We start from the raw sequence: 25413 nt of genomic DNA on the forward strand, positions 1-25413 counted from the left end.
TTAAACTGTTAATGCTGACAGTACATCAGTTTTACCTTTCATCTGTGTACTTTCATTTTCTCTTTGTAATAAGCCAAGGAAAGTAGAGTTGCTATGCTCACTCAATATCACTTCCGACTTGGTTACTTTCGGTTCCTCCGTAGTCCGTTCAGAAACAGCTAATTCTTTTTTCAAAGGAGCAAGTCCAGACGTACTCAGGTCCACTTCCAACTTATCTACTTTCGGTTCTTTAACTGGTTTAATTAAACTACTCGAAGCAGCTATAACAGGCGGTTCAGAAACAGAAGAGTCTCCAAGCGTATTCAGTACTTCTTCACCAGCTTTTTCAATACTAGCTAATCTTTTTTTCGCATCCTCAAGCATAAATGCTCTTGCTTTCGCTATGGCAGATTGAACACTGTGCGCCCACTTTGGAACGTCGGGTAATTCTTTTTTAAGTTTATCATCCCTGCCCATACTCGGTAGTTTCGCTAGATATCGTGTTCCTTTAATTTGACTCGGATCGGTTATTTCAGGCGTAAGTCCTCTGCTACCGCCTTCCTTTCTGAACGCCACAAATTCATTATATTCATTATCTACTTTCTCTAATAACGTACTTAGGCTTTCCGTTGTTAAGCCTTCTCTAACAATCCGTTCTATTTCCTTTCTGGCTGCTTGATAATCTACTTTTAGTTCTGTCATATTAATTCGACAAGGTTCCTGTTGGTGGGCAAATAACTCCAATTCAATCACATCTTCTAATTCTAGTTTTTGTGATGGAGAGCTAAGATATCGCTCTTCAGGTGAGAGCCCATCATCTGCTTTTGTAACCCATTTCATGTAAAAAAGTTCAAACTTTTTACAAAGATCTTCAATTTCACCTTCTTCAAAAAATTCTTGATAAATTTCAGTTTTGGCTAGAGCGAGCATGTGTTGATTAAAGTCTTTAGGGGTATACGCTTTATTGTTCTTTAAGCGATAATGATTGTGATTATGTCCAAACTCTAATGGTAGATGATGCATTAATTTGCCATGGAGGTCATCACTGCCTCTGAGATATAAATCACATCCATCCTCAACTTCTTTATGAGCCGCTGCAGCAGCATTATATAATTTATCTCTGAAGTCTTGAGGGTATTGATCCAATCCACCTGGAGCCCAAAAGTACCAATTTAAACTGAATCCTTTAACCTGAACAGCAACGCGAACTTCTATTGTTTCACCTTCATCCCTAATTTCATAAACAACTCCTTTGGTCAATCTAAATTTATACCCTTCTTCATTAAGCTCTTGCTCTCTTTTTCTATATTGTGCTTTATTACCCGATGCAACAAGCAATTGAAGCTCTCTGGTTTGCTCTGTATTTTCATATGAAGTAAATTTTTTAACGACATGTTTTTTCTTTAAAAAAACAAAAAAAGGGTTTGGCATAATGACCACCATCAATTACAAAAAAATCCCATATTGCCCGGGCATTTTAACTTGTGCCCAAAAAATAATCAATGATTAATCGTTAAGAACACAACTAAGCTATTGGATATTAAAAGGAATTTTTAAATAACGTATAAAAGTAAAGAACACGAATTTAAAAGCAGCAAGCAGCAGCTTTCTTTTCGGCATCTTCTACTTTTTTTGTCTCTATTGCTTCATCGAAGGGTTGGAAAAAAAATTGTTTTTTGCCCAAATTATTTCTTGTCAAAAAAAAATCAGAATCAAGGGGAACAGAACTTGGATTTTCGCCTGCCATGCTAAGGAGTCGAGCAACATCCGCTTTATTCAAGGAATGTGCGCTTGCTACTTTTTTTATAAAAAATAATTTTGGTTCACCATCTAAAGAATAGGACATTTCTATCGCCGATTTAGAAGAAGCCAATTTATAAATAGTATTCTGAAGTTTCGTTTTCAGAAATGAATCTTTATTATTACTCCATGTATTTATCAATAGCAGTAATGGTGACAGCGTATAATTACCTATAGTACTTTTTGGAGCCTTGTGAGTAAAAGCAGAATCTAAATCTTTGGGGTCACTTTTTATAAAATTATTTAAAAATTCAATAATTGGTGCTATTGCAAGTTGATGATCAATGGCAGCAGTCAATGCACGCGCTATCATCATAATGCCATTCAGATCTGCATGCTCACCAGTATGAATTGTTTGCATTAACGCTGAATTAATTTTGCCATCCGAATTGCTCTCCCATATCTGAGATAAAACATCAATCAAATTGCTTAAAGTTTCTGAATTTTTGTCAATGTATGCGGCCGAAACCAGTGAAATAAGAATAATATGCAGCGCATGCATTCCTTTATAAGGACCTAACTCATGAATTTTACATAAAGAATCAACCAGGTCAGCGGGACACATCTTACTTACATCAATCAGAATGCGACTAAGAATTTGTACTACTTTAGGATTATTGACTACTGTATTCTTTATTGCACCCACTAATACATAGATACTACTTTTACCTTTAAAAGAACCATAAGTAATTTCTTCAGTTAAAGCAGTACTTATAATTCTAGGTGATTTTTTAAGAAAACCTCTTAAAAGTTCAGCAATTAATTCAGCTGTTGGCTGATTATCAGATATTGTAGTAGCATTTGCCAAGGCGCGCGCAAGAACGAGGATTGCGTTTTTTCCTTTTTCACTGCCTTCTTCTACATTTTTTGCCATAATGGAAGAAAGTTCATCACCTGTTTTCTCTAACAGTTGGTTGAAAATATAACTAATTGCTACAAGCACTGAATTATTTCTGGAATCGAACGTAGCGGTAAAGAGGTTATCCATCCAAGCATAAGCAACAGTTTGCCCCTCAAAAGTTCCCCCCAGAGTCTGCGAAAGGATTGAAACTAAAGCCTCTGGATTTTCATCATCGTATAATTTATATAAAAGCGCACAAATTTGCTGTGCTGCTTTCTCATCATACATATTCGTCGCACATTGGAGTGCATACGTTAGCCAGTAACCAAAATTACTTTCTGCTATAGTGCCGACCGGAGTTTCCGTTATAAAATCATTAAGCTGAGCAATCAACCACTCAAGGTCCATGCTCGAAACCTTGGGAGTCTTAGCGCCAGGATATTGATCAAATGGGATAGTTAGAAAACCTGTTGGGAAAAGGTCTAGAGGATCACCCATGTAAATTTGTCCTAAAAAAGCACAGCATTATTTTTTATTATGATACCAAATGAATTGATACACAAGAAATTTTATTGGCATCGAGCTATTGATTTTAAAAGTCGTGGTCTGGATACATTGAAGTAAACTCTGTCTCACTTTTTATTTCATCATAACCAGACCACTATTTTTAGAAGTTTTTGTCATTCACAACACTAGGTGAGCGAAGGTATTAACGAAGTTTCATTTGCTTCTTCGCTTTCTATCTCGTTCGTTTCGTTACTCTCTATATAATTTCGTCCTATTATCTTGCATAGATTTTCTTTATCTTCTTTCGATAAATAAGAAGCTACCGCCTCAAAAGGATTATATTCTTCCGCATCTTCAGGGGCAGAGGCCTCAGAAGGATAATCCGCATAGATTTTCCACTCATCCGCTATTGCCCAATAAATAGAATTGAAAAGCATTTTAGCCTGATGAATTTTAGCTTGTAATTTTTTCTCTTCCTTACTTCGGGGTGCAGAAAATAAAGAAAGAGCAAAACCTTGCCAACCTGATATTTTAGTATCTTTTTTAGGTTCAATAATGGCAAACTCTCTGTAGCATTTAACAATCAAATCAGCGAGATCATCTTTAGACTTAATTAAATTATCTTTAAATTGACGATAAGCTGGATCATTTTTATATTTAATTAAATTAACCTCATTGTCTGCGTATTTCTCGAAAAAAGATGCATTTCTTATTGTCCATTCTAACTCCTGTAACTTACTGACAATATGCTTCACCTCATTGCGATATTCTTTATCTATGTTAAATAAGTCTGCAGTATCTTCTGATAATTGATCAAAACGCTGCGGCGGCACGCTCCAATATAATTTAACATCTTTATCTTTCCAATTTCGCGAGAAAACCTGTTTACCTGATGACTTAGCATGAGGACGTAAAGTTCCTTCACTATGTAATAAAATAGGCTCTAAACCGGGAATAAATCTTGGTAAAGAGGAGCTTTTGAAAGGCGCCAGTTGTTTTTCAGTGAGGATGCCCTCTAAAAGAGAAACCGCCCTGGTTTTACAGGTATTTGAACTTTCAAGACTGGGAACAGGTAACCAAAATTCTAACCCGAAAAAACCTGCTTTCCTAAAACCCAATGATAGATGAAAATCAAAAGGCTTAAGCCTGGAGGGACGTCCTTCTATTCCTGCTTTAATTTGCTCAATTTCATAAATTTGTCTGGAATAGGCTTCTTCCTTATAAATTCGTCCTTTCTTTGTCGGATCTATTGTGAAATTTTGACCATTACCTACCACTTCCTCAATAGCCGCTTTTTGCTCTGCGACTGCTATTGCACACCGCTTTTGTAATTCCTCAAACTGCTCTTGGGTTAGTTCAAAAGTATATCCATGTAAACCATGTCCCAGATCCATATAACGAATTTCTTCGCGGATTAACATACCGTGATTGCCTTGAAAATCAACATCTAAGTGATTTTTGATTTTGAATTTCTCTAAACGACTATTTTTATCTCCAGTACTGGTAACACCGTAAAAACCCCAAGTCTCAACGACTTCAAGCAATCGCTTACGTTCATCCAGTTTTGATAGAAAAAAAGAACCATGCCAAAAAGGATTCCCCCCTATAGTATGATCAAATACGCAAAAAGTTACCGTATATTTCATTTCAACACCCCTGTTGTTTAAGTTTAGGCATTCCGTTGTAAAAACTAGATAAAACAGTAGATATTTTGAGTAAAAATTATAAAATATGCAAGAATTTGCCCCATGGAAAAAAGGAATAAATCTAAATAAAATTTTTTATTTAGATTCAATATATTATAAACTTTGCGCTTGTTGAGCATTTGCTAGAATGTGATCTCCAAAATAGCCAACAGACTCTGATGAAGCTAAATGAAGCTCGAAAAAACAATAGAGACAGGTTTGCCGGGTTATGCTTTTGCTTCACCCGGGCTATAGTCTATAAGAAATGAATCAGTTAACTATAAATATTCTCTTTCTGCGCCTGATTCAATTGATAAAAAGCACGTTTTGCCGGTGCGAAATTAGGAAATTGGGTTACTAAACGTTGTAAAATCATGCGTGATAAAATTTCATCCCCCTGATTCCACTCATTTAGTGCTTGCAGATACATAAAATCAGCGGATTGTTCCGCAATAACAGGTACTTTATTCATTAATATAGGTTCAATAAAACTGACGCGAGCTTGAGTTTGTGCTTCCATTCTTTGCAGGGCTTTACGAGCCTGTATGCTCCCGTTGTCACTGGCTTGCTGCAGTAATTCCTTGCCTTTAGAAAGAGAACGCTCACCCAAAGTACCCTCCAAATAATAAGTAGCTAACTGGTATTGTGCATACGCATTTTGGCGTGCGGCCAGTTTTTCATAAAAACCTGCCGCCATTTTGGGGTTTTTCTCAACACCTAAACCATAATGATACATTCGTGCCAAAGCCAACATTGCTTTCTCATTCCCTTTATCTGCAGATTGCTGGTAATAGTTGAGCGCATTAGTAAAATCAAGCTTGGTGATAAAACCCGTTTCAGACAATAATCCTAACTGATAAAGGGCATTAGCATTACCCAATTCTGCCGCCTTTTTATACCAGGATAAAGCTTGTTGTATATCACGAGGGTGCCCCAATCCATTGAAATAAATAGCTCCTAATTGATTCATTGCCTCATGCACTTGATGAGTTGCTGCTTCAACAAATAAATCTCTAGCTTTTTGATAATTGACAGGGGTTCCTTTACCGTATAAATACATTAACGCCAAATCATATATCCCTAAAGCATCTCCTTTCATAGCAGCTTGTTCATAAGCTTTTAATGCCATAACATAATTATCATTGACTGTTTCATCAATAAATCCTAATGCAACAGAGGCTTCAGGCAGAGTTACAGCCGCTTTCTCGTACCATTGCTTTGCCAAATTATAATCAGGCTCACCATTCTCACCCAATTGATAAAACTGACCCAATTGATACTGTGCAAGAGGATTTCCCTGTTCTGCAGAAGCAGTATACCAACGTTGTGCACTTGCAAGATCAGGTTCAGAACCTAGGCCTTTTTCCAGCATATAAGCCAGTTTCAATTGCGCATACTGATCTCCTTTTTCAGCCAAGCCAGTATAAATTTGTTTGGCTTCTTGCATTCTTTCCGGATCAGAATTTTCTGCCAAGTAATAATCTGCTAAAACAATTCCAGCGTGGCTGTTTCCTAACTTATATGAACGTATCAAATTAGGTAAAAAGTCTTGTCCAGCTTCTTTTTGTAAAACTGCTATATTAAAATCTGCATATGAGAATTGATCGTCTACGGATCGTTGCAATTGCTCCATTCCCTTTGTCTTGTCTTGAGCCACTCCTTTCCCTTCGGAAGCATAAGTCCCCAAAATAAAATCGCTTACGGCATTTTGCCCTGATTGTTGATACCAGGTAATTGCTTGTCCTGGGTCAGCTTTTACGCCAATGCCCCGATCATAGAGTAATCCCATTAACAATGCGGCATGTTCATTACCAGTAGCAGCTTCATCTTTGGCGATCAGAAAAGCTTGTGCCTGTCTTTGCTTATCTTGATCCATAGCATTGTAAAACGCGAGTGGTAGTAACGCTTGGGAAACGCCTCGATCTGCTGCTCCTTGATACAATTGGCGAATCATGGCTATTTTGTGTTTTCTAACATTCACACTTAAAGCGCTGTCATTTTGGCGTGCCAAACTATCTGCCAACTCATATTCTGCAGGGCCATAATTATTGGCCGCAGCCAGGTACAACATAGACGTTGCTTGTTCTTGATTAGGCTGAATGTATACTGTGCCATCTGGTCCAGTTATTCCCTGGGAAAGAATTCTAGCCAGAACATATTGGGATTTTTTATTTCCTTTAAATGCCGCATCAGTTAAATCATTTAACGCCAACTGATAATCGTTTTTATCTTTGGCATGCTGCAAATATAAAATACCTAAATTGTATTCTGCACCCAAGTGTTGCTGTTGTGCTGCATTTTGATAAAAAATAATGGCCGAAGAATCACTTTGCGCCACACCAATACCATATTGAAACATTTGTCCTATTTGAAATTGTGATTGGGCATCACCTAATATTGCCCTAAAGTATAAATGATTAAATACAGACATATAGTTAAGCTGCGCCTGCCATCCCTCAGTCCACAAATCCATAATATTGGCTTGTGAATTATCATCGTAGTCATAAAAATTGGCATCGATATAAGGAGTTGGTAAATTAATACGCGCATATATAGGCGTGTTTACCCGTTCTAATGCTGATAACTGATGATCTAAAGGATAAAGAGGATAGGTCCATTGATTCGCCTGGAAGCCAGGAGTTTTATTCAAAATCGCATCATAATAACTGGTTATAGGAACATCATTAGGCTGAACTAATTCAAACTGTGGATGAAAAATAGACTGACGCGTTACCTTTTTCAGTTGCGGCGCCTGATTATACGCAAAATCGCCCAATACCGTGGGATTATTCCAAGCACTCAATATTCCTTTCATTTGAAAATCAGTTTGTTCTAATTTATCTGTTGTACCATTACTTAACCAGAGGGCAGCCTGTGCTAAGGCTGCCTCCTGATTTTTAGCACTTTCATCTTGCATCGCCTGATTTAACCATTGCTTTGCCAAATCAGGATCAGCCTCAACACCTATTCCTTTTTGATACATTTCAGCTAACTCACGTTTGGCTTGTGGCAATCCATTCTGTGCTGCCTTCAAAGTCCACATGTATGCAGTTTTTGGATCGTAAGCTGGACTTTTTTGTTGTAAATAAATATGAGCCAGATCCAAATACGCTTCATTATTGTGTTGATTACTTGCTTTATTAAACCACTCCAATGCTTGTTCTTTTTGGTTTTGCTCTAAAGCCAACTTTCCTAAAGCAACCATTGCAGGTGCGAAACCTTGAGCCGCAGCTTGATTTAATAACTGCTCACCTTTATTTTCATCTTTATCTAATAGCTTTCCTTCGAGATAAAGTTCTCCCAGCATAGTTATTGCTTGAGGATTGTTATTGGCAACTGCTTTATTTAACCAAATAAGGCCTAATTTTCTATTTGATGCATTACGGCTTTCAATAAAATTTTTCGCTAAGGTAAATTGTGCTATGGAGTTACCATTTTTTGCCGCATTAATATAATAACGCGTTGCTGCATCCATATTTTTCTTCACCCCAACTCCATACATATAAGCCGCTGCTGTAAACATTTGGGCGTCTACATCTCCTGCATCTGCTGCCTTTTTAAACCATGTAAAGGCTTGTTGTGGATCTTTATCATGCAATAGGGTGTATTTGGCCATAAGCTGAATGGCGGGGAGGTATCCTTTTTGTGCGGATTGAGTAAAATAGCGTATTGCTAACAAACTATTTTTGAGTTGGCCATATCCATAAAGATAAATTCGCCCTAAGTAGTAATCAGCGACCGCATTTTTACCCGACTGATTCATTAAAGGTTCTATCGCTTTATTGTAATTCCCTAATCGATAAGCACTGAAATCATCAGCAAAAACGTTTTGCCCAGCTGATGCAACAAATAAACATACCCAAGGTACTAGCGATTTCATGAAAATTCTCCCTCTTTGCATGCCAATTTAACCCGATTTTTATTGTCATACGTTCAGACTTATACCCCGGGTATTATGCCATAATGCACTACTTCATTGACGGCTCCATTTCTTGTAGTGCCATCGACTATCCAATAGTTGCCTTTATTATTTAAACCAAATTTTACATTGACATATTCACATACTTTAATCGTATCAGCACAATCAATAATTTTTCCATAGGACTTTTTACCATCACCTAAAGTACAAATGAACCTGACTAATGGTTCTCCTGTAGCTAATGCTGCCCATTGCCGCCCGCCTATTGTATGATTATATCGGGTGGTATATTGGCTATCCTCATCACGCATTTGATACAAGCTTACAGTTTGCGGCGATTTATTAAAGAAGAAATATAAAGATTGCAAAGCACCTTCTTTACCTGGAAAAAGAGACAAAACCTTTAAACTTTCCTTATATCCCACAGGCTTGCATCCTATAGGAAAGCGGGCTTCTTCCTTTTCCGCTTTAGCTTGCATCTCTTTAGGATCATTCTTTTTAGGTTTAGCTGCTTCAAGGTGTGTCGATATTAGCCCCAAACAAAATATCAATGAAATTGAAGTGATTTTTTTTATTGTATTCATCATATTTCTCACTCACTGTCATTTATTGGACGTACAATAACTGTTGTACCCATGAAATTATTTCTTTCGCTGGATAATTCAACAAAGCTCAGGTTTAACCATTTGGCATCCTCAACAAACATTCGAACACATCCATGGCTTGCTCTTACCCCAGGAATGTCATCAGCTCCATGTAAGGCAAAACCTTTATGGAAATACATGCAATAAGGCATTTTTGCGCCACCTTTACCAATCGGAAATACATCGGATGTGCATTTCTCATTTTCTTTACTAAAAACTCGATAAATTCCCGTTAAAGTTCGACAAGAGCGATTGGAATCGGAACATTTATCTCTTCCGGATGAAATCGGTCCCCATCTCACTAAATTACCTTCCGCATCATAAGCGGCAAAAGCCAGTTTATCCTGATCGACAATAATTTGTTTTTGATGTTCTGGAATTTTTAATGGGAAAGGTGCTACGTCAAAAACGGTGAGATAAGCCAGATTTTTCGGAACAGCAATAACCTTGCCAGCCCATAAAGGATTATAAGTACGATTGACTCTCTGTACGATATCGCGTTGATTTGCATCTGGAAATAAGGTCTCCCAACTTTGCCCCGACTCTACTTTAATACAATCGTATTGTGGGTAACCACATAATCCTGTGCCATAAAAATTACCGGCATTTCCTATGGCAGCCATGAGCATCATCAATGCAGCTGAAAGTAATTTATACATATGCCCCCCTCTCACCTTACTTTTTATTTTTACATGCAAGATTTGTGCTTAAATATCAATTTATTTTAATTATTATTCGAGCATATCTAAAATAAGTTTAGTACGAATATTAGAATTTTTGCCAGAGTTATGAATAATATTCTGATTTGTGAATAAAAAGCCTAAGTGCAGCGAGGCAGAGACTGTTTTTTTGCACAGAAAATGAAGCCGTATTGCCGAGTTTACTCCCTGTCATCCCAGGGTTCGATATCTAGATTAGCTTTAGGGTAATATGTTTTCACCACGAAAAAATTGAAAAATACGCTTTGCCAAATGTTCACTAATACCTGATACCTTGGCAATTTCTTCCACTGAAGCTTTTGCTAGCTCACGTATCCCGCCAAAGCGATGCAGTAATGCTTGCCTGCGCTTTGCTCCTACTCCTTCAATATCTTCAAGAGTTGAATCCAATCTCTTTTTCTGTCTTTTCTTACGATGAGCAGTAATTGCAAAGCGATGTGCTTCGTTACGAATATGTTGTATCAAATGTAAGGCTTTAGAATCATCAGGTAAAGTCAATTCATGTGCTTCATGCACCAAAATTAATTTTTCCCATCCAGCCTTTCGAGAGGGCCCTTTAGCCACACCAAGCAGGATTACAGTTGAGACACCTAGAGACGTAAGTACTTTCTGGGCCACAGCTACTTGTCCCTTGCCACCATCAATAATTAATAGATCCGGCAAAGATTGAGTTTCGACCAGGCGTTTAAAACGACGAGTAAGCGCCTGTTCCATTGCGGCATAATCATCTCCAGGAGTAATACCTTCGATGTTAAAACGTCGATATTCATTAAGGCAAGGACCTTCCTGATCAAACACCACACACGATGCAACAGTAGCTTCCCCTTGAGTATGGCTGATGTCAAAACACTCCATTCGTTCAATTGGTTTTTCCAGTCGCAAAAACTGCTCTAACTCATGGAAACGAGACCTCATAGTAGAATGTTTTGTCACATATTCAGCTACCGAAACACGCAAGTTATTCAATGCAAAATCCATCCAGCGCGATTTTATGCCGCGAGGATTCACCTGGATTTTACATAATTTGCCGCGTTGTTGTGATAATGCTTCTTGCAATGACAGGTGATCCATTAAGTCATGGTTCGTAATAATTAAAGCGGGGATTTTTTCTGGGGAATCAAAATAATAGAAGCCAATAAATGCATCAAAAGTTTGCTGCCACAAATCTTCCATGCTGAGTTCATCGTCCAAACCTTTTTGCGGTACGGAGGGAAAATAACTACGGCTTGCCAATACTTGGCCTTCACGAATTGTCACACACTGGACACAGGCAAAACCTGGACTAACCTCAATTGCGATAGCATCTGCCTCGCCACGTAATTGTAAAATGCCTTGTTGCTCTTGCACTAATCGCAAATTTTTAATCTGATCCCGCAAAATTGCTGCTTCTTCAAAATTCAATTCACTTACGGCTTTATCCATTCGTTTGGCAAGCTCATCAAGAATTAATTGAGACTTACCTTGCAAAAATCGCATGGCATCATGTACTGAACGCTTGTAATCTTCTGGAGTTATGTAGTTGACACAAGGAGCTGTACATCGCTTGATTTGGTACTGCAAACACGGTCTTGAACGTGCATTAAAATAACTGTCTCGACAATTACGAAGTTTAAAAACTTTTTGAATCGTCACTATAGTTTCTTTTACTGCAGCACTGCTGGGATAAGGGCCAAAAAAATTACCTGAAAGAGGTTTTTTCTTAGAACGATAGCTCTCAATTCGTGGAAAGTCAGAATGATTGGAAAGATGGATGTAAGGATAAGATTTATCATCTCGCAACAAAACATTGTATTTTGGTTTTAATGTTTTAATCAGATTACTTTCCAATAATAATGCTTCTGTTTCGCTACGCGTAACAGAAATTTCTATGGAGGCAATTTGACTCACCAAAGAACGAGTTTTAATACCCGTATTTTGTTTATTAAAATAGCTTGTAACTCGTTTTTTTAGATTGGATGCCTTACCTACATATAGAAGATTACCTGCTTCATCCAGCATACGATAAACACCAGGTTCATTAGGTAACTTAGTGAGAAACAACGCTAATTCAGTAGAAATATTCATGTAATAATAATAGCAATAATTTTTGATACATAATCGTAGTCTGGTACACAGTTTGGTAGTCTGAGTGCGGCGCAGCGGAACCCGAGTTTAATGCAGCAGCGGCATTCCCAAGTTCCGCTGCGCCGCACTCAGGTTACAATGCACCTTTAATCTTCTGATGCCAGATCGATGGGATTTTCTATAATTCCGTGTTTTAGAGCCAAATAAGTAAGCTCCACATCATTTTTAATGCCTAACTTTTCAAATGTCCGATAACGATAGCCGTTAATTGTTTTTGTGCTTAGGAAAAGTCTATCACTAATTTCCTGAACATTCATACCACTGGTAATCATCAACATCACTTGCATTTCACGCTCAGATAACACATCAAAAGGCGAACCTTGTACTTCCTCTAAGCTATTAATCGCTACTTTCTGAGCGATTTCAGCACTAAGATACTTTTCTCCTTTCGCAACTTTACGGATTGCAGCAGCCATTTCTTCGGCACCCGATTCTTTCGTCAGATACCCCATAGCCCCTAATTGCAAGACACGAGTAGGTAACACATCAGAGCACATCGCAGTTACAGCAATAACCTTAACATGTGGATTTGATTTTTTCAGGCGACGCGTTACTTCCCACCCATCAATTCAGGCATTTTCATATCTAAAAGAACTACATCTGGGGAATATTTTTTTACTAATGCTAAAGCTTGTTCACCACTTTCTGCATCAGCGACTACTTCTACATCTGACATATCTTCGAGTAATCGTCGAATTCCCATTCGAACCAATGCATGGTCATCAACAATTAGTACTTTAATCAAATAATGCTCCTTGACTTGAAACAGCCAATGAACAAACTAGGTTGCTCGATGTTAACAAGGCTAGCTGTTCATTACAATATACATAGATTAACATGCTCTAATATGGATATTAGGGTTATTTGGATCCACCTTAAAAAATGGTGGAAACTCCCCTAGTTCCCGAGTACGAGCTAAAAGTTTACCTATATCGGATAAAACAAAATCGTACAAAACCTGGTAATCACTGATCACATAATAAACTGGTTGCAACATATCGATACGATAAGGCATACGAAACGCTGCAATTGGCTCAAAAATCACTCTAAGCGGAATATCGCTTTCTACACTATATACCGTTTCACTAATAGAAGACAGTATCCCGCCCCCATAAGCCCGCAGACCTTTTGCACTTTTAATTAAACCAAACTCAACTGTAAACCAAAACATGCGTTGTAATAAAGGCCAATCTGACTCAGGGAAAGTTAACACTTTCCTGGCATAATCATAGACAAATTCTGCATACACCTTATCTGTCAACATGGGACAATGACCAAATACTTCATGAAAAATATCAGGCTCTTTTACATAATCCAATTCTTCTTCATTACGAATAAATGTAGCTACAGGAAAATGTTTTGTTGCCAACAACTCAAAAAATTCTCGAGCAGAAATTAATGCAGCAACTGCAGATACTTGCCAACCAGTCTCGGCTTTAAGCTTTTTATTGAGATCTGGAATTTGCGGAATCCTTTCAGATTTAATACCTAAGGTTTTTAATCCTAATATGAATTCATCACAAGCCCGTCCAGGTATTAATTTTATTTGTCTTTCAAATAAAATATTCCAAATTCTGTTTTCTTCTGCGGTATAATTCACAAACCCTTGAGCGTCAGGAACATGCGCTACATAACGGCTTGAAAATTCCATAATTTCTCCTTCACACACAAATAATCGTAAAACTATAGATGGCAAAAGTATATCTTAAAAAGAACCACCTTTTTTAGTTATTAGGCAATTTGAGAATAAATGTCAATAACTATTACAGATTTTTCAAATTATGCTATAAAATCAAGCCAATATTGACGCTTGGAAAAAACAATGACGGTAGCCATTTTAGCAACCGGTGATGAAATAGTTCATGGTGATACCCTAAATACCAATGGCCGCGACATCGCCCATACACTAAGTTCTGAAGGCTTGCCTTTAGGCGTACATATGGCCTGCAGCGACAAACAGATTGATATCATAAATTGTTTACGCTTTCTGACTAAAAAACATGACATCATCATTATCATTGGCGGACTTGGGCCTACTACTGATGATCTTACCCGTTTTGCCTTATCTCACTTTACTGGTGAGGCGTTGGTACAACACGATATAGCTCTTGAACACATTCAAAGTCTACTACGCGATGCAAATCTAGCGCTCAATCCAGGAAACGTTCAACAATGCCTCTTCCCCGAGCAAGTTCATCTCTTACCCAATCCCGTAGGCAGTGCTTTAGGATGTTATTATCCATGGAAAAATAAACACTTTTTTCTGTTACCAGGACCACCTCGTGAATGTTTGCCGATGTTTAATCAGTATGTAATGCCTATATTGCAGCAAACCACTCATAGTCAAAAGCAAATACTCAAATGGCGAATTTTTGGTTTGCCAGAAAGTGAAATAGCCCAAAAATTGGAAAATGCGCTCCAAGATATTGATTGCCAAACAGGTTATCGCTGGGAATCACCTTATATTGAATTTAAGGTCCGTTGTATTCCTAATCTTGTAGATAAAATAAAAACCATTGTTGAACCTATCCTAGCGCCCCATATTATTAGTGATGTAGATAAAAAAGCATCTGAAAACTTACGTGAATTAATTACGCGCATCAATGAACCAATAACCATTATTGATGAGGCAACCGGAGGGTTACTGCAATTACTGCTCAATAAACCCGGCATACATCATTTGTTACATTTTACAGGGTTGCATAAAAACACCCTGCATTTTCATATACGCGGTTTAGAGGAATATTGGCAGCAACAACCAACAAAAGGCGCAACACAATTAATTATTAATTACAGCAATCACTGCCAGGAAGGCCGTGAAATCCATAGTATACCCTATCGTACAGCCTCAGTAGTTGAATATGCCGCAGAATGGTTATGCTTCAGACTCTTTCATCTCATCAATCAATTGCATCAGTGAATAACACAATTGTTGCGTGCCTTCACCACTGATTGCCGAAATTGCAAAGACTCTGTCTTTCCAGTCCAAACCATTTACTATAGCCCCAATTCTTTCTTCTCGGCTTGCTGCATCGGGTAGCATATCTATTTTGTTCAATACCAACCATCGAGGTTTTTGCAACAGTTCAGGATTGTATTCTGCTAACTCATGAATAATTGCTTTAGCTGATTCAACGGGATCACTATTATCCAAAGGCGCAACATCAATGACATGAAGTAACACGCAAGTACGTGAAAGATGTTTTAGAAATCGATGCCCAAGTCCAGCTCCTGTAGAAGCTCCTTCAATAAGACCAGGAATATCTGCCATCACGAAACTCTTGTGTGAAGAAACGCTAACAACACCTAAGCTTGGATGCAATGTCGTAAAAGGATAATCGGCTACTTTAGCCTTCGAACTTGAAACTGCCCGAATTAAAGTAGATTTTCCTGCATTAGGCAATCCCAACAACCCTACATCAGCTAAAACGCGCAACTCCAAGCGTAAATGTCGTGACTCCCCTGAACTTCCTGGAGTGGTTTGTCTTGGAGAGCGATTCACACTGCTTTTATAACGCGTATTTCCTAAACCATGAAACCCGCCTTGGGCAATTAATACAGGTACGCCTGGTTCTTTAATATCACCCAGCAGTTCTCCAGTATCCACATCGTAAATCATGGTACCAACAGGCACTTTGATCGTTAAATCATCTCCTTTTTTCCCAGTACAATTCCCTCCCATACCGGACTGGCCATTACCTGCTTTGAAATGGCGCATATAACGAAAATCAACAAGGGTATTTAAATCGGTGCTGGCTTCAAAATAAACGCTGCCCCCATCACCCCCATCACCCCCATCAGGGCCGCCGCGTGGTATAAACTTTTCGCGTCTGAAGCTTAGGCAACCATTTCCACCATGGCCTGCTTCTACTTTTATTACTGCTTCATCAACGAATTTCATGACCAACCTCAAAATAAAAAAAACCCCGTTGCCGGGGCTAATAACATTGTATTTAGGCATAAAATGTAGTCTGGATTAAGCTAATTCCGGAATACATCATAAATAAAAAGCCAATGCCGCTCTATGCAGTATTCTGGCTACAATAACGATTAGTTTGCAGCTTCTTCTTTTTGCTCTGCAACTATTGTTACGTATTTACGATTTTTGTCACCTTTGACAACAAATTGTACCAGACCTTCAACTAAGGCAAACAAGGTATGATCACGACCACAACCTACGCCAGGCCCTGGATGAAAACGTGTACCACGTTGTCTTACAATTATTTCACCCGCGTTAACGAACTGACCACCAAAACGCTTCACTCCAAGATACTTGGGATTCGAGTCGCGGCCGTTACGAGTACTACCACCTGCTTTTTTATGAGCCATTGCTATCCTCTCTTACTTGCTTATCGCAGTAATTTTAACTTGCGAATAATATTGTCTGTGCCCCATTTGTTTCATATGGTGCTTACGACGACGAAACTTGATAATCTTAACTTTTTTGTGACGGCCATGATCAAGCACTTCGGCTTTCACTGTTGCCTTGGCAACTAATGGGGATCCACATGTAATTTTATCGCCATCAGCCAACATTAATACTTCTTTAAATTGTATTTCATTGCCAACATCTTCAGACAGTAATTCAATTTTTAACACATCACCTTCCTTCACGGTGTATTGCTTACCGCCAGTTTTGATTACCGCATACATAATTTTTCTCCAATTCGCCTGATTGGCTATCACAAATTCATAAAGTCGCATATTCTATGAAATTATCACTATGACTTCAAGTTCATTTTAAAATATTGTATACTTCGCCACCCTTTCCGGATTTTTTAACTCATTATCCGGTGTTTAATCTGGTCGCGGATTAAACTTAGGAGCTGTAAAACAGATCCTGAAGGAACTTATATAAATTTTTGGAGTATATAATGTCAAATGTCCTTTTAGAAGCTCAAACAAGAACGGATATGGGGAAAGGTGCGAGCCGCCGCCTACGTCGTCTTGAAAATAAAGTACCTGCTGTAATTTATGGCGGTGACAAAAAGCCAATGTCAATTCATTTTCAACATAATAAAGTAATTAAAGCTTTGGAAACTGAAAGTATCTATTCCAGTGTTTTTGATATTACAATTGATGGCAAAGTTGAACATGTTATTTTGAAGGCATTACAACGTCATCCCTATAAACCAGTTGTAATGCATATGGATTTACAACGCGTTTCTAAAACTGATGTCCTGGTTAAATTAGTACCAATTCACTTTATCAATGAAGATAAAGCTCCTGGTATTAAAGCTGGCGGTATTATTAACCACACCATGACTCAAGTAGAAATCCGCTGCCAAGCAAAAGATTTACCTGAATTTATCGCAGTAGATATGTCAGACGTTAAAATGGATGATGTTGTTCATTTATCTCACTTAAAATTACCTAAAGGGGTAAAACTTACTGTTGATGTTACCGATGGAAGTCATGATGCTCCTGTTGTAAGCATCCACATGGCTAGAGTAAGTGCAACAGAAGAAGAAACAACTGAAGCTGCAGCGGAAGTTCCAGCATCAGCTGTACCAACTGTTGATTCTGAGAAAAATGAAGAATAATCATTTTAAGTTGGGTTGAAAAAAATTTAAAACTGTAGCCTGGGTGAAGCGCAGCGGAACCCGGGAGTTTTGTGCAAACTAACCCGGGTTCCGCTGCGCTTCACCCAGGCTACAAAAACTCCAAAATTTACGCCCCCTATCTAAAAGAGCGATGCCATGGCAATAAAACTTATCATTGGTTTGCGCAACCCAGGATCAGCATATGAACACACTCGTCATAATGCCGGTGGATGGTTAATCTCTGCCCTAGCTCAGCGACACAGTGTCTTTTTTAAGCTGGAAAAAAAAATGCAAGCCGAATTGGCTGAGTTGGAGTTAAATCAGCACACAGCCAAATTAGTTTTGCCCATATCCTTTATGAATTATAGTGGCCAACCTACCCGGCTTATCAGTCAATTTTATCGAATTCAACCTCAAGAAATACTGGTTGCACATGATGAATTGGATTTACCTCCAGGACGCATTAAACTTAAAACAGGTGGAGGTCATGGCGGTCATAATGGGTTAAGAGATATAATAGCCCAATTAGGGAGCACAGAATTTCACCGCTTACGAATTGGAATTGGCCATCCTGGACATAGAGATTTAGTTCATCAATTTGTGCTTGGCAGACCTTCTGCACAAGACAGGCAATTAATTTATGATGCAATTGATAGAGGTATAGCGGCAATGCCTTTAGTCTTCTCAGGCGATTTAGCCAGGGCAATGAATCAATTGAACGCTTAGGAACTGCTTACCCGATGAAAAAATTCTCGTTGGATTTGCACGCAGTTGATGCGGGGTAACAGTTAGTTTTAGTTTTTAACAATTTAGAGGTACTACACATGGGATTTAAATGCGGCATTGTGGGCTTGCCCAATGTTGGTAAATCAACTCTGTTCAATGCACTTACCAAAGCAGGTATTGAAGCAGCAAACTATCCTTTTTGCACCATTGAACCCAATGTAGGGATAGTTACTGTTCCAGATCCTCGTCTTGATGCTTTGAGTGAGATAGTAAAACCACAACAAGTGCTCCCAGCTACCATGCAATTTGTTGATATTGCGGGGATCGTTAAAGGTGCATCCAAAGGTGAAGGTTTGGGTAATCAGTTTCTAGCCAATATTCGTGAAACCGACGCCATTGCTCATGTGGTACGTTGTTTTGAAAATACTGATGTGGTCCACGTGGAAGGCCATGTCAAACCACTAAGTGACATTGAAGTAATTAATACAGAGCTGGCTTTAGCAGATATGGAAACACTTGAAAAAGCCATATTAAAAACAGGAAAAAATACTCGTAGCGGTAATAAAGAAGCTATTTTTGAAATGAAGACTTTGGAAAAAATCAAGGCACATCTGGATGCAGGTCATCCTGTCCGTACGCTTGAATTAAGTACTGAAGAAGAGCCTATTGTACGCCGTCTTTTTTTACTCACTGCCAAACCCGTGCTTTATATTGCTAACGTCGATGACAATGGTTATGAAAACAACCCATTGCTTGATCAAGTTCGTAACTTGGCCCTACAAGAAAAAGCCAGTATTGTTGCTCTATGCGCGGCAACTGAAGCGGAGCTAGTTGAGCTGGATGAAACAGATCGCCAAGAGTTCATGGAGGATTTGGGGTTAAGCGAACCCGGATTACATCGGGTGATCCGTGCAGGTTATGAATTGTTGGGATTACAAACTTATTTTACTGCTGGAGTAAAGGAAGTAAGAGCCTGGACCATTCCTAAAGGAGCTACCGCACCACAAGCTGCAGGAGTCATTCACACAGACTTTGAAAAAGGATTCATCCGCGCGGAAGTCATAGCATATGATGCATTTATCACTTATAAAGGTGAGCAAGGAGCTAAAGAAGCCGGAAAATTGCGTCTGGAAGGTAAAGATTATGTCGTTTGCGATGGAGATGTAATGCATTTCCGATTTAATGTATAAGCCAGGGTGTAACAGTCCCTAAAGTTAAGCCTACTTTTACTTGACAATTGGCATGCCCAACCTTAGCATTTGTTGATTGAATCGTAGAGGAAAAACAATGGCGATTGACAGTATACGCGCGCTAGTTAGTGACGATTTTAATGCAGTTAATACTTTAATTGTTAATAAAATTGAATCACAAATTGGCTTAATTGATGATATGTCTCACCATATAATAGAAAGTGGCGGCAAAAGACTACGACCATTGTTGGTTCTTTTAACAAGCAATGCATGCGGTTATCAAGGTAATGAGCATATTACTTTGGCCACCATGGTAGAGTTCTTTCACACCGCTACTTTACTGCACGATGACGTCATTGATGAATCTACTTTAAGGAGAGGACGTCAAACAGCAAATGACATTTGGGGCAGCAAAGCAAGTATTCTGGTGGGTGATTATCTCTTTACCCAATCAATCGAGTTAATTGTTGATTCTGGTAATTCAGACGTACTGAAGCTTTTTGCCAAAACAGCACTCGAGATCAGTTGTGGGGAAGTCAAGCAACTATCGAATCGCCACAACCCTGCATTAACCTTTGATGAGTACTTTGATGTAATTCGTGCAAAAACAGCCCTTTTATTTGCTGCTGCTGCGTGTATAGGCCCTATGATTTGCCACTCTTCCAAAGAAATGCAAGACAGTCTCTATGCCTATGGCCTGCACTTAGGCAATGCCTTCCAACTCATAGACGATGCCCTGGATTATTGCTCTAATGCCAAAACTATTGGTAAGAATATAGGGGATGATTTAGCGGATGGAAAAGCTACATTACCTTTAATTTATGCATTACAACATGGCACTGAACTACAAAAGCAACAAATCATGGAAAGCCTTAAAAAAGGCAGTTTAGATTTCTTACCCGAGATCCTTGTCGCTCTGGAAGAAACAAAAGCAATAGAATATACAAAAAAAATAGCCGCACAAGAAATCGACAAGGCATTGTCTTCTTTGACACTATTACCCGCTTCAAAATATAAAGACGCGCTTATCAATTTGGCTCAATTCGCTTTGCAACGAAGCTATTAATTTTTAGCGTTAAATAGCGCCTTGTAGCGTACTACGTAAATTTATTGCACAACACGGAGTGTAGCTCAGCCTGGTAGAGCACTGCCTTCGGGAGGCAGGGGTCGCAAGTTCGATTCTTGTCACTCCGACCAATCAATAAGTTACGAAATTTCATGAAGATAATTTTATAGCGTGCACGTAGGGTGCTAATTAAACGAGTCTTGGTAATATAAAGACTATTAACAATCCCTTTTCACAAAGACCTAGTAATAATTAAACCCAATCACCTACTGGCCATGACTTGTTCATGACATTCAGACGATCTTAATTAATGATTAATGGAAGTCCTCATCAAAATTCACGGAATTTAAAAGAAAACTCTTATCTAATGATGGTGAAGTCACGATGAGTTAATGGTGAAAAACACAAATCAATAACATTTAACCATAGGAAAATAAAGACATTTTTATTTACCATTCACCATATCATTCACCACAAATCATCGTGTTTATTGCATGGAATTTTCATGTTTGTGATTGATAAAATACTATTTATATAGTTGTCTTTCCCATGAACAACTTTTTATCTCAGTCTGCTTTCACAGTAATCAGGCTTATTATGGTAGTAAAGTTATATTGCCCTCTTCCAGTATTACTCTATAAGAATTATTGAGTATTCCTCCCTCAATGAGCCACTTTTTATCAAAGCACAATGTGATTATTCTTTCTTTGATTGGCCTGATACTTACAAAGCAGGAAGACTGTCATGTGGAATGAGCAATAAATAAAAAATATTTAAGCAAGGTATCAATAATTTTAAAGTATGTCTTAACTTATAACAAAAAATTAGAATAGAATCAGCGCTAATATTTTTTTGCCTTCGTTTAAGGGTCGTTTGACATTATTATGAATTTTATTGAATATTCTAAAGATTTAAAAGAAATCAAACCCGCACAAGAAGTCTTCGTTGCATTTCTAGATATACTCGGCTTCTCGGATTTTGTACGGAGAAATACCCATGATAATTTGATTGCTATTTATCAATCACTTTTTCGCCCTATAATTGACATGTCGCTTACCGAAGCCGCTGAGCAAATTACGAGAAACTCCTCATGGATTGAACAGGTTATAAATGCCGATACGCAAGAGCTTTTAGCTCCAAAGTTGGATAATGTGACTCTTAACTGTCTAACTATTTCTGATTCTATAATTCTTTCCACTAGTGGCAATGTGTTTACAGATTTTTTGACTTTGCTAGCCACAGTAAGAAACTTAATGGCTAGGGCATTATACTTTGGCTTCCCATTGCGAGGTGCTATTACTCACGGTATGCTAACTTTAGATGGTAAAATAACCCCGGAAAATCCGAATATTATTCATCATCAAATGCTGGGTTTGCCAATTGTAGAGGCTGCTAGTCTCGAAAAAAGCCAACAGTGGTCAGGTTGCACAATAGATGCAAGCGCAGCTGAAAAAATTGGTCCCAAGTTGATGAGGCTTGATCCTGTGTTCCTAACATTATACGAAGTTCCTATTAAGAATAAAGATAAAAAAATAATGCCTGTGGTCAACTGGGTTCAAGGTATTTCAGATAATGACAAGCCGCAGATTGATGCTAGAAAAATTAGAGAGGGATTTTCTGCACACGGAAAAAGCATTGACTCTAATGTTGAGAAGATAATTTTAAATACAATTGATTTTTTTAAAAAAATGACCAGTCATCCAATATATAAAAACGAAATAATCCCAGAAGATTATTGGGATTGCATAGTTGAAGTAATAAAATCGGACTTTGTAAGGAGTTAATTCTTATTGAGATTATTTACCCCCGAATAGTTTAATTTTAGAATTAATCAGACTTTTAATGAATCATTGGGTTGATTAAGCTCGATGGCTTCCCCACCAGCATTCTTCTGATTTCAAAATAAAACTTATTTCATTTAATAGGGCTTTATTTTTATTGTATAAATTTAGAACTTTTCTCTTAAATTCCAATTATTGTTTTAAGGATTTCTTCTAACTCTTTCAGCCCCTCTTCAGGTAGTGATGAGGTAAAGTGCTCTTCATTAATTAATGAGATTATTTTATTAGTATCTTTACACTTAAAACCTGTCGGCAAATAATCTTCCAATGAACCTTTTCGAAGAATAAAACAATTACTTTCCTTTTGTTCATTTATAAAATCATTAATAACTTTTTCTTCATCTGAGTTTAAATCTTTTCTAATTTTTTGATGACGAGTTTTTAAATAGTCCCGAAAATTCTGTAAGTCTTCGAAATTTTTTGTATCTATCGCATCATCAAGCATTTTAATCAATTTTACTCCATCCTTATTCCCAATCTGGCACAAAGACTCTCTAAGTTTTTTATAGTCTGGAGTTAAAAGCTTTTTAATATCTGATGAGCCTATGTTTAGAGCATAATCCAAATCTGCTATTATATTGCTTTTAATACACAATAACTGAAGTAGTTTACTATAATGTTCAAAACTTAATTTACCTCCAACGTCTATAAATTCAATTATTTTAGAGTTTGAAGTTAATCCAGAGTACTCATTCGCTATATTAAAATGATTAAATAAAGCCTTAAAAAATATACGATCTGACGGTCCTTCTACCAAAGTAACCTCATCCGCAAAAAAGATAACTTCATTGTTCTGACTATTAATCATCTTCAAGAGTTGTTTAGCCTGTGGTAGGTCATCTTTATTTAAGCGAACAATCTGACTTTGAACCTTATTATTATAAACCCTAGATACATATTCTATAGAATGAGGAGTTATAAAGGATGGAGAATGAGTGGAAATTATAAACTGATTACCTGTTTCTTTAGACAATTTAATAAAGAGGTCAAATAATGACTTTTGCCATTGTGGATGAAGATGAAGTTCAGCTTCATCAATAATTATTATTGCATCAGACACGTTTAAAAAATAAATAGTGAATAAATAGGTCAATAACTCAATTTCCCCAGAAGAGGCCGAACCGATCGGAAACTCTATTCCATTTTTTTTAAGTTTTAAATCATAATGATTCTTATTAGGGTTAATACATTCAATCTCCCAGCTATACCCAATTTTCTTTAAAAATGAATTGAGCTCTTTAATAGATTTTTTTTCATTTAAATACTCCATTGGTTTTACCTGAGTATCTAAAAGAAGGCGATATTTTTGAATTATTTGTCCAATAGCAAAATTAATGATTGGAGAATTCGAGCGTGATGTAGTAGATCCAATTTGTTTATTTAATTCATATTCATCATATTGATGCAATTCAATATCAGTTTTGAAATTTAAACCTCGATTAGCTGACAAAAATAAAAAAGGAGTTACAAGGGGTTCATCATAGTATTCATCCCGAATTTTTTCATATCTCTCATATAGAGATAAATAAGTGTGAAAGAATTTAGCACCTTCCTCATTCTCAGAAGTAGGAATAAAGGCGTTATCTGAAAATCTAAGTTTGTATTTAAATTTTTTCCCGGGTTGAATTAATTTTAAATCCCAATTTTCCGTTAGAATAGATAGGCCTGCTTTTTTATATTTGTCACCTGAAATTTCCTCTAAGCGTTTTGCGTTACTCTGCATTTCCTCCATTTTTTGTTTATCATCCGCGGTACACTCTATCTCAATTTCAATAAATTGAGGTTGATTTTTTCCTGAGCTATGAGGCTCTAGAATCATGCCATTAAGTTTTTCATTATAAAGGTATTCAACTTGTTGCGAGGTATTTGATTCTTGTGGATATTGAGAGCCATACAAAAACTTCCTTATTACAATAACTAATATATCTAACAGATTTGATTTTCCTCCACCATTTGGTCCAATAATGATAGAAATATTACTATCCAAAATTAATTCAGCTTTATTTAAAAAACTTTTTACATTTTCTACAGTTAATTTGCAAATCCGCATTTTTATCCAATAGTTATATTTAGGCTGTTGATACTTCCATTATGATTGTAAACAACTCGAATTCTTTACCCAATTAGCGCTAGCTAGCTTTCCGTAATGCTTCTATTACCGCATGCGGATTTCTATCAATAACAGTTAAATAAGCTCGGGTAGGTCCTTCAGGTAATCGCTCTCCTCTTTCCCACTTTTCTACTGTTCGTATGCTAAATCCAAATTCCTCTGAAAATTTCTGCCTACTCATGTGAAGCTCTTTCCGAATTGCGGACACATCTATTACAGAGGGAACCTCTATTTTATGAGTTATTGCCCCATTTTTATTTTGTTTTGCATACTCTAAAGCCTCTTCAACTCCTTGAATTAAACTTTTTCCTAATTCACTCATGATTATTCTCCTTATACGCGTCAATAATTTTGCCTATAATCGATTTAATAATATTTTTCTCTTCTTATGTTAGATTATCTTTTTGGTTCTTTCCGTAGACTGTTAATAAAAAAATGGGAATGGTTTGTAGTAAATTACTCTTACCCCCGCCTATCTTCCCTTTATTACTGTCTCCAGTCCATCTAATTTTTCTAACACCTTCAGTTCCGACAATCAAATCATCTTGTAAAGGAAATTCGGCTATGTAATCTATAAAAGATTTTTTAGATTCCTCATCCATACATGATTGTGATTGCTTAATAAATTCAGGCAACTCAACAAGAGTTTGTAATATTTTTTTATTTTCATAATGAAGACCATAACCCCATTGGGGTTTTTTGCTGTATTGAAAACGGGG

The 25413-nt window shown here is 37.4% G+C and carries 20 protein-coding genes, 1 tRNA gene and 1 pseudogene; 7 read left to right on the forward strand and 15 right to left on the reverse strand.

Annotated elements, in window-relative coordinates; all coding sequences use genetic code 11:
• The 9 genes and pseudogenes from DY223_RS12930 to phhA form a co-directional block, all read right to left on the reverse strand.
• Positions 1-1410, reverse strand: coding sequence for a hypothetical protein (locus DY223_RS12930; RefSeq protein ID WP_058457945.1), 1410 nt, complete (start codon positions 1408-1410; stop codon positions 1-3).
• A gap of 154 nt (positions 1411-1564) precedes the next feature.
• Positions 1565-3118: a hypothetical protein gene (locus tag DY223_RS12935; protein ID WP_058457944.1), complete on the reverse strand. Its 1554-nt coding sequence runs from the start codon at positions 3116-3118 to the stop codon at positions 1565-1567.
• A gap of 194 nt (positions 3119-3312) precedes the next feature.
• A complete protein-coding gene (locus tag DY223_RS12940; protein ID WP_058457943.1) occupies positions 3313-4773 on the reverse strand; it encodes a hypothetical protein in 1461 nt (486 codons plus the stop codon).
• A 313-nt stretch (positions 4774-5086) separates the two neighbouring features.
• Entirely contained in the window at positions 5087-8692 is a 3606-nt protein-coding gene (locus DY223_RS12945) for an SEL1-like repeat protein (protein ID WP_058457942.1), read from the reverse strand.
• A gap of 59 nt (positions 8693-8751) precedes the next feature.
• A complete protein-coding gene (locus DY223_RS12950; RefSeq protein ID WP_058457941.1) occupies positions 8752-9315 on the reverse strand; it encodes a hypothetical protein in 564 nt (187 codons plus the stop codon).
• A gap of 8 nt (positions 9316-9323) precedes the next feature.
• The gene (locus tag DY223_RS12955; RefSeq protein ID WP_058457940.1) at positions 9324-10034 is read right to left on the reverse strand and encodes a L,D-transpeptidase; all 711 of its coding nucleotides are present in this window, start codon (positions 10032-10034) and stop codon (positions 9324-9326) included.
• Positions 10035-10295: 261 nt separating this feature from the next.
• The gene (uvrC, locus tag DY223_RS12960) at positions 10296-12158 is read right to left on the reverse strand and encodes an excinuclease ABC subunit UvrC (RefSeq protein WP_058457939.1); all 1863 of its coding nucleotides are present in this window, start codon (positions 12156-12158) and stop codon (positions 10296-10298) included.
• A 146-nt stretch (positions 12159-12304) separates the two neighbouring features.
• Positions 12305-12963: pseudogene (letA, locus tag DY223_RS12965) on the reverse strand (two-component system response regulator LetA).
• An 87-nt stretch (positions 12964-13050) separates the two neighbouring features.
• A complete protein-coding gene (gene phhA, locus DY223_RS12970) occupies positions 13051-13869 on the reverse strand; it encodes a phenylalanine 4-monooxygenase (RefSeq protein ID WP_058457937.1) in 819 nt (272 codons plus the stop codon).
• Positions 13870-14040: 171 nt separating this feature from the next.
• Between phhA and DY223_RS12975 the strand changes: the two genes are divergently transcribed.
• Positions 14041-15138 (forward strand): competence/damage-inducible protein A, encoded by a 1098-nt coding sequence (locus tag DY223_RS12975; RefSeq protein ID WP_058457936.1) that lies wholly within the window; start codon positions 14041-14043, stop codon positions 15136-15138.
• Here the strand turns inward: DY223_RS12975 and cgtA are convergent.
• From cgtA to rplU, 3 genes are all read right to left on the reverse strand, one after another.
• Positions 15094-16119 carry an Obg family GTPase CgtA gene (gene cgtA, locus DY223_RS12980; protein ID WP_058457935.1) on the reverse strand — a complete coding sequence of 342 codons (1026 nt, stop codon included), beginning with the start codon at positions 16117-16119 and terminating at the stop codon, positions 15094-15096. The genes DY223_RS12975 and cgtA overlap by 45 nt on opposite strands.
• A gap of 149 nt (positions 16120-16268) precedes the next feature.
• Complete coding sequence (rpmA, locus tag DY223_RS12985) at positions 16269-16547, reverse strand: 50S ribosomal protein L27 (RefSeq protein WP_019233611.1); 279 nt, start codon at positions 16545-16547, stop codon at positions 16269-16271.
• Positions 16548-16559: 12 nt separating this feature from the next.
• Positions 16560-16871, reverse strand: a complete 312-nt coding sequence (gene rplU / locus DY223_RS12990; protein WP_058457934.1) for a 50S ribosomal protein L21 — start codon at positions 16869-16871, stop codon at positions 16560-16562.
• A gap of 221 nt (positions 16872-17092) precedes the next feature.
• Here rplU and DY223_RS12995 point away from each other — a divergent pair, with 221 nt between their 5' ends.
• The 6 genes from DY223_RS12995 to DY223_RS13020 all read left to right on the forward strand — a co-directional run bounded on the left by DY223_RS12995 (position 17093) and on the right by DY223_RS13020 (position 22527).
• Positions 17093-17761 (forward strand): 50S ribosomal protein L25/general stress protein Ctc, encoded by a 669-nt coding sequence (locus DY223_RS12995; protein WP_058457933.1) that lies wholly within the window; start codon positions 17093-17095, stop codon positions 17759-17761.
• 156 nt (positions 17762-17917) lie between these two features.
• Positions 17918-18487, forward strand: a complete 570-nt coding sequence (gene pth / locus DY223_RS13000; protein WP_058457932.1) for an aminoacyl-tRNA hydrolase — start codon at positions 17918-17920, stop codon at positions 18485-18487.
• A 98-nt stretch (positions 18488-18585) separates the two neighbouring features.
• Positions 18586-19677 (forward strand): redox-regulated ATPase YchF, encoded by a 1092-nt coding sequence (gene ychF, locus DY223_RS13005; RefSeq protein ID WP_058457931.1) that lies wholly within the window; start codon positions 18586-18588, stop codon positions 19675-19677.
• Positions 19678-19774: 97 nt separating this feature from the next.
• Positions 19775-20743 (forward strand): polyprenyl synthetase family protein, encoded by a 969-nt coding sequence (locus tag DY223_RS13010; protein WP_058457930.1) that lies wholly within the window; start codon positions 19775-19777, stop codon positions 20741-20743.
• A 54-nt stretch (positions 20744-20797) separates the two neighbouring features.
• Positions 20798-20874, forward strand: a tRNA-Pro gene (locus DY223_RS13015).
• 753 nt (positions 20875-21627) lie between these two features.
• Positions 21628-22527: a hypothetical protein gene (locus DY223_RS13020; protein WP_058457929.1), complete on the forward strand. Its 900-nt coding sequence runs from the start codon at positions 21628-21630 to the stop codon at positions 22525-22527.
• A 178-nt stretch (positions 22528-22705) separates the two neighbouring features.
• On the opposite strand, the gene DY223_RS13025 is transcribed toward DY223_RS13020, so the two are convergent.
• The 3 genes from DY223_RS13025 to DY223_RS13035 all read right to left on the reverse strand — a co-directional run bounded on the left by DY223_RS13025 (position 22706) and on the right by DY223_RS13035 (position 25296).
• Positions 22706-24634 (reverse strand): AAA family ATPase, encoded by a 1929-nt coding sequence (locus DY223_RS13025; protein WP_058457928.1) that lies wholly within the window; start codon positions 24632-24634, stop codon positions 22706-22708.
• 79 nt (positions 24635-24713) lie between these two features.
• The gene (locus tag DY223_RS13030) at positions 24714-25016 is read right to left on the reverse strand and encodes a helix-turn-helix domain-containing protein (RefSeq protein WP_058457927.1); all 303 of its coding nucleotides are present in this window, start codon (positions 25014-25016) and stop codon (positions 24714-24716) included.
• Between the two features lie 64 nt (positions 25017-25080).
• Positions 25081-25296: a hypothetical protein gene (locus DY223_RS13035; RefSeq protein ID WP_064115121.1), complete on the reverse strand. Its 216-nt coding sequence runs from the start codon at positions 25294-25296 to the stop codon at positions 25081-25083.
• Positions 25297-25413: the final 117 nt, after the last annotated feature.

Origin of the sequence: Legionella bozemanae (assembly GCF_900450575.1) — a bacterium.
GTDB classification, from domain to species: Bacteria; Pseudomonadota; Gammaproteobacteria; order Legionellales; family Legionellaceae; genus Legionella; species Legionella bozemanae.

Excerpts from the sequence above, each read along its gene's own strand:
- DY223_RS12930 (WP_058457945.1), bottom strand. The coding sequence starts at position 1,410 with ATGCCAAACCCTTTTTTTGTTTTTTTAAAGAAAAAACATGTCGTTAAA.
- DY223_RS12935 (WP_058457944.1), bottom strand. The coding sequence starts at position 3,118 with ATGGGTGATCCTCTAGACCTTTTCCCAACAGGTTTTCTAACTATCCCA.
- DY223_RS12940 (WP_058457943.1), bottom strand. The coding sequence starts at position 4,773 with ATGAAATATACGGTAACTTTTTGCGTATTTGATCATACTATAGGGGGG.
- DY223_RS12945 (WP_058457942.1), bottom strand. The coding sequence starts at position 8,692 with ATGAAATCGCTAGTACCTTGGGTATGTTTATTTGTTGCATCAGCTGGG.
- DY223_RS12950 (WP_058457941.1), bottom strand. The coding sequence starts at position 9,315 with ATGAATACAATAAAAAAAATCACTTCAATTTCATTGATATTTTGTTTG.
- DY223_RS12955 (WP_058457940.1), bottom strand. The coding sequence starts at position 10,034 with ATGTATAAATTACTTTCAGCTGCATTGATGATGCTCATGGCTGCCATA.
- uvrC (WP_058457939.1), bottom strand. The coding sequence starts at position 12,158 with ATGAATATTTCTACTGAATTAGCGTTGTTTCTCACTAAGTTACCTAAT.
- phhA (WP_058457937.1), bottom strand. The coding sequence starts at position 13,869 with ATGGAATTTTCAAGCCGTTATGTAGCGCATGTTCCTGACGCTCAAGGG.
- DY223_RS12975 (WP_058457936.1), top strand. The coding sequence starts at position 14,041 with ATGACGGTAGCCATTTTAGCAACCGGTGATGAAATAGTTCATGGTGAT.
- cgtA (WP_058457935.1), bottom strand. The coding sequence starts at position 16,119 with ATGAAATTCGTTGATGAAGCAGTAATAAAAGTAGAAGCAGGCCATGGT.
- rpmA (WP_019233611.1), bottom strand. The coding sequence starts at position 16,547 with ATGGCTCATAAAAAAGCAGGTGGTAGTACTCGTAACGGCCGCGACTCG.
- rplU (WP_058457934.1), bottom strand. The coding sequence starts at position 16,871 with ATGTATGCGGTAATCAAAACTGGCGGTAAGCAATACACCGTGAAGGAA.
- DY223_RS12995 (WP_058457933.1), top strand. The coding sequence starts at position 17,093 with ATGTCAAATGTCCTTTTAGAAGCTCAAACAAGAACGGATATGGGGAAA.
- pth (WP_058457932.1), top strand. The coding sequence starts at position 17,918 with ATGGCAATAAAACTTATCATTGGTTTGCGCAACCCAGGATCAGCATAT.
- ychF (WP_058457931.1), top strand. The coding sequence starts at position 18,586 with ATGGGATTTAAATGCGGCATTGTGGGCTTGCCCAATGTTGGTAAATCA.
- DY223_RS13010 (WP_058457930.1), top strand. The coding sequence starts at position 19,775 with ATGGCGATTGACAGTATACGCGCGCTAGTTAGTGACGATTTTAATGCA.
- DY223_RS13020 (WP_058457929.1), top strand. The coding sequence starts at position 21,628 with ATGAATTTTATTGAATATTCTAAAGATTTAAAAGAAATCAAACCCGCA.
- DY223_RS13025 (WP_058457928.1), bottom strand. The coding sequence starts at position 24,634 with ATGCGGATTTGCAAATTAACTGTAGAAAATGTAAAAAGTTTTTTAAAT.
- DY223_RS13030 (WP_058457927.1), bottom strand. The coding sequence starts at position 25,016 with ATGAGTGAATTAGGAAAAAGTTTAATTCAAGGAGTTGAAGAGGCTTTA.
- DY223_RS13035 (WP_064115121.1), bottom strand. The coding sequence starts at position 25,296 with ATGGATGAGGAATCTAAAAAATCTTTTATAGATTACATAGCCGAATTT.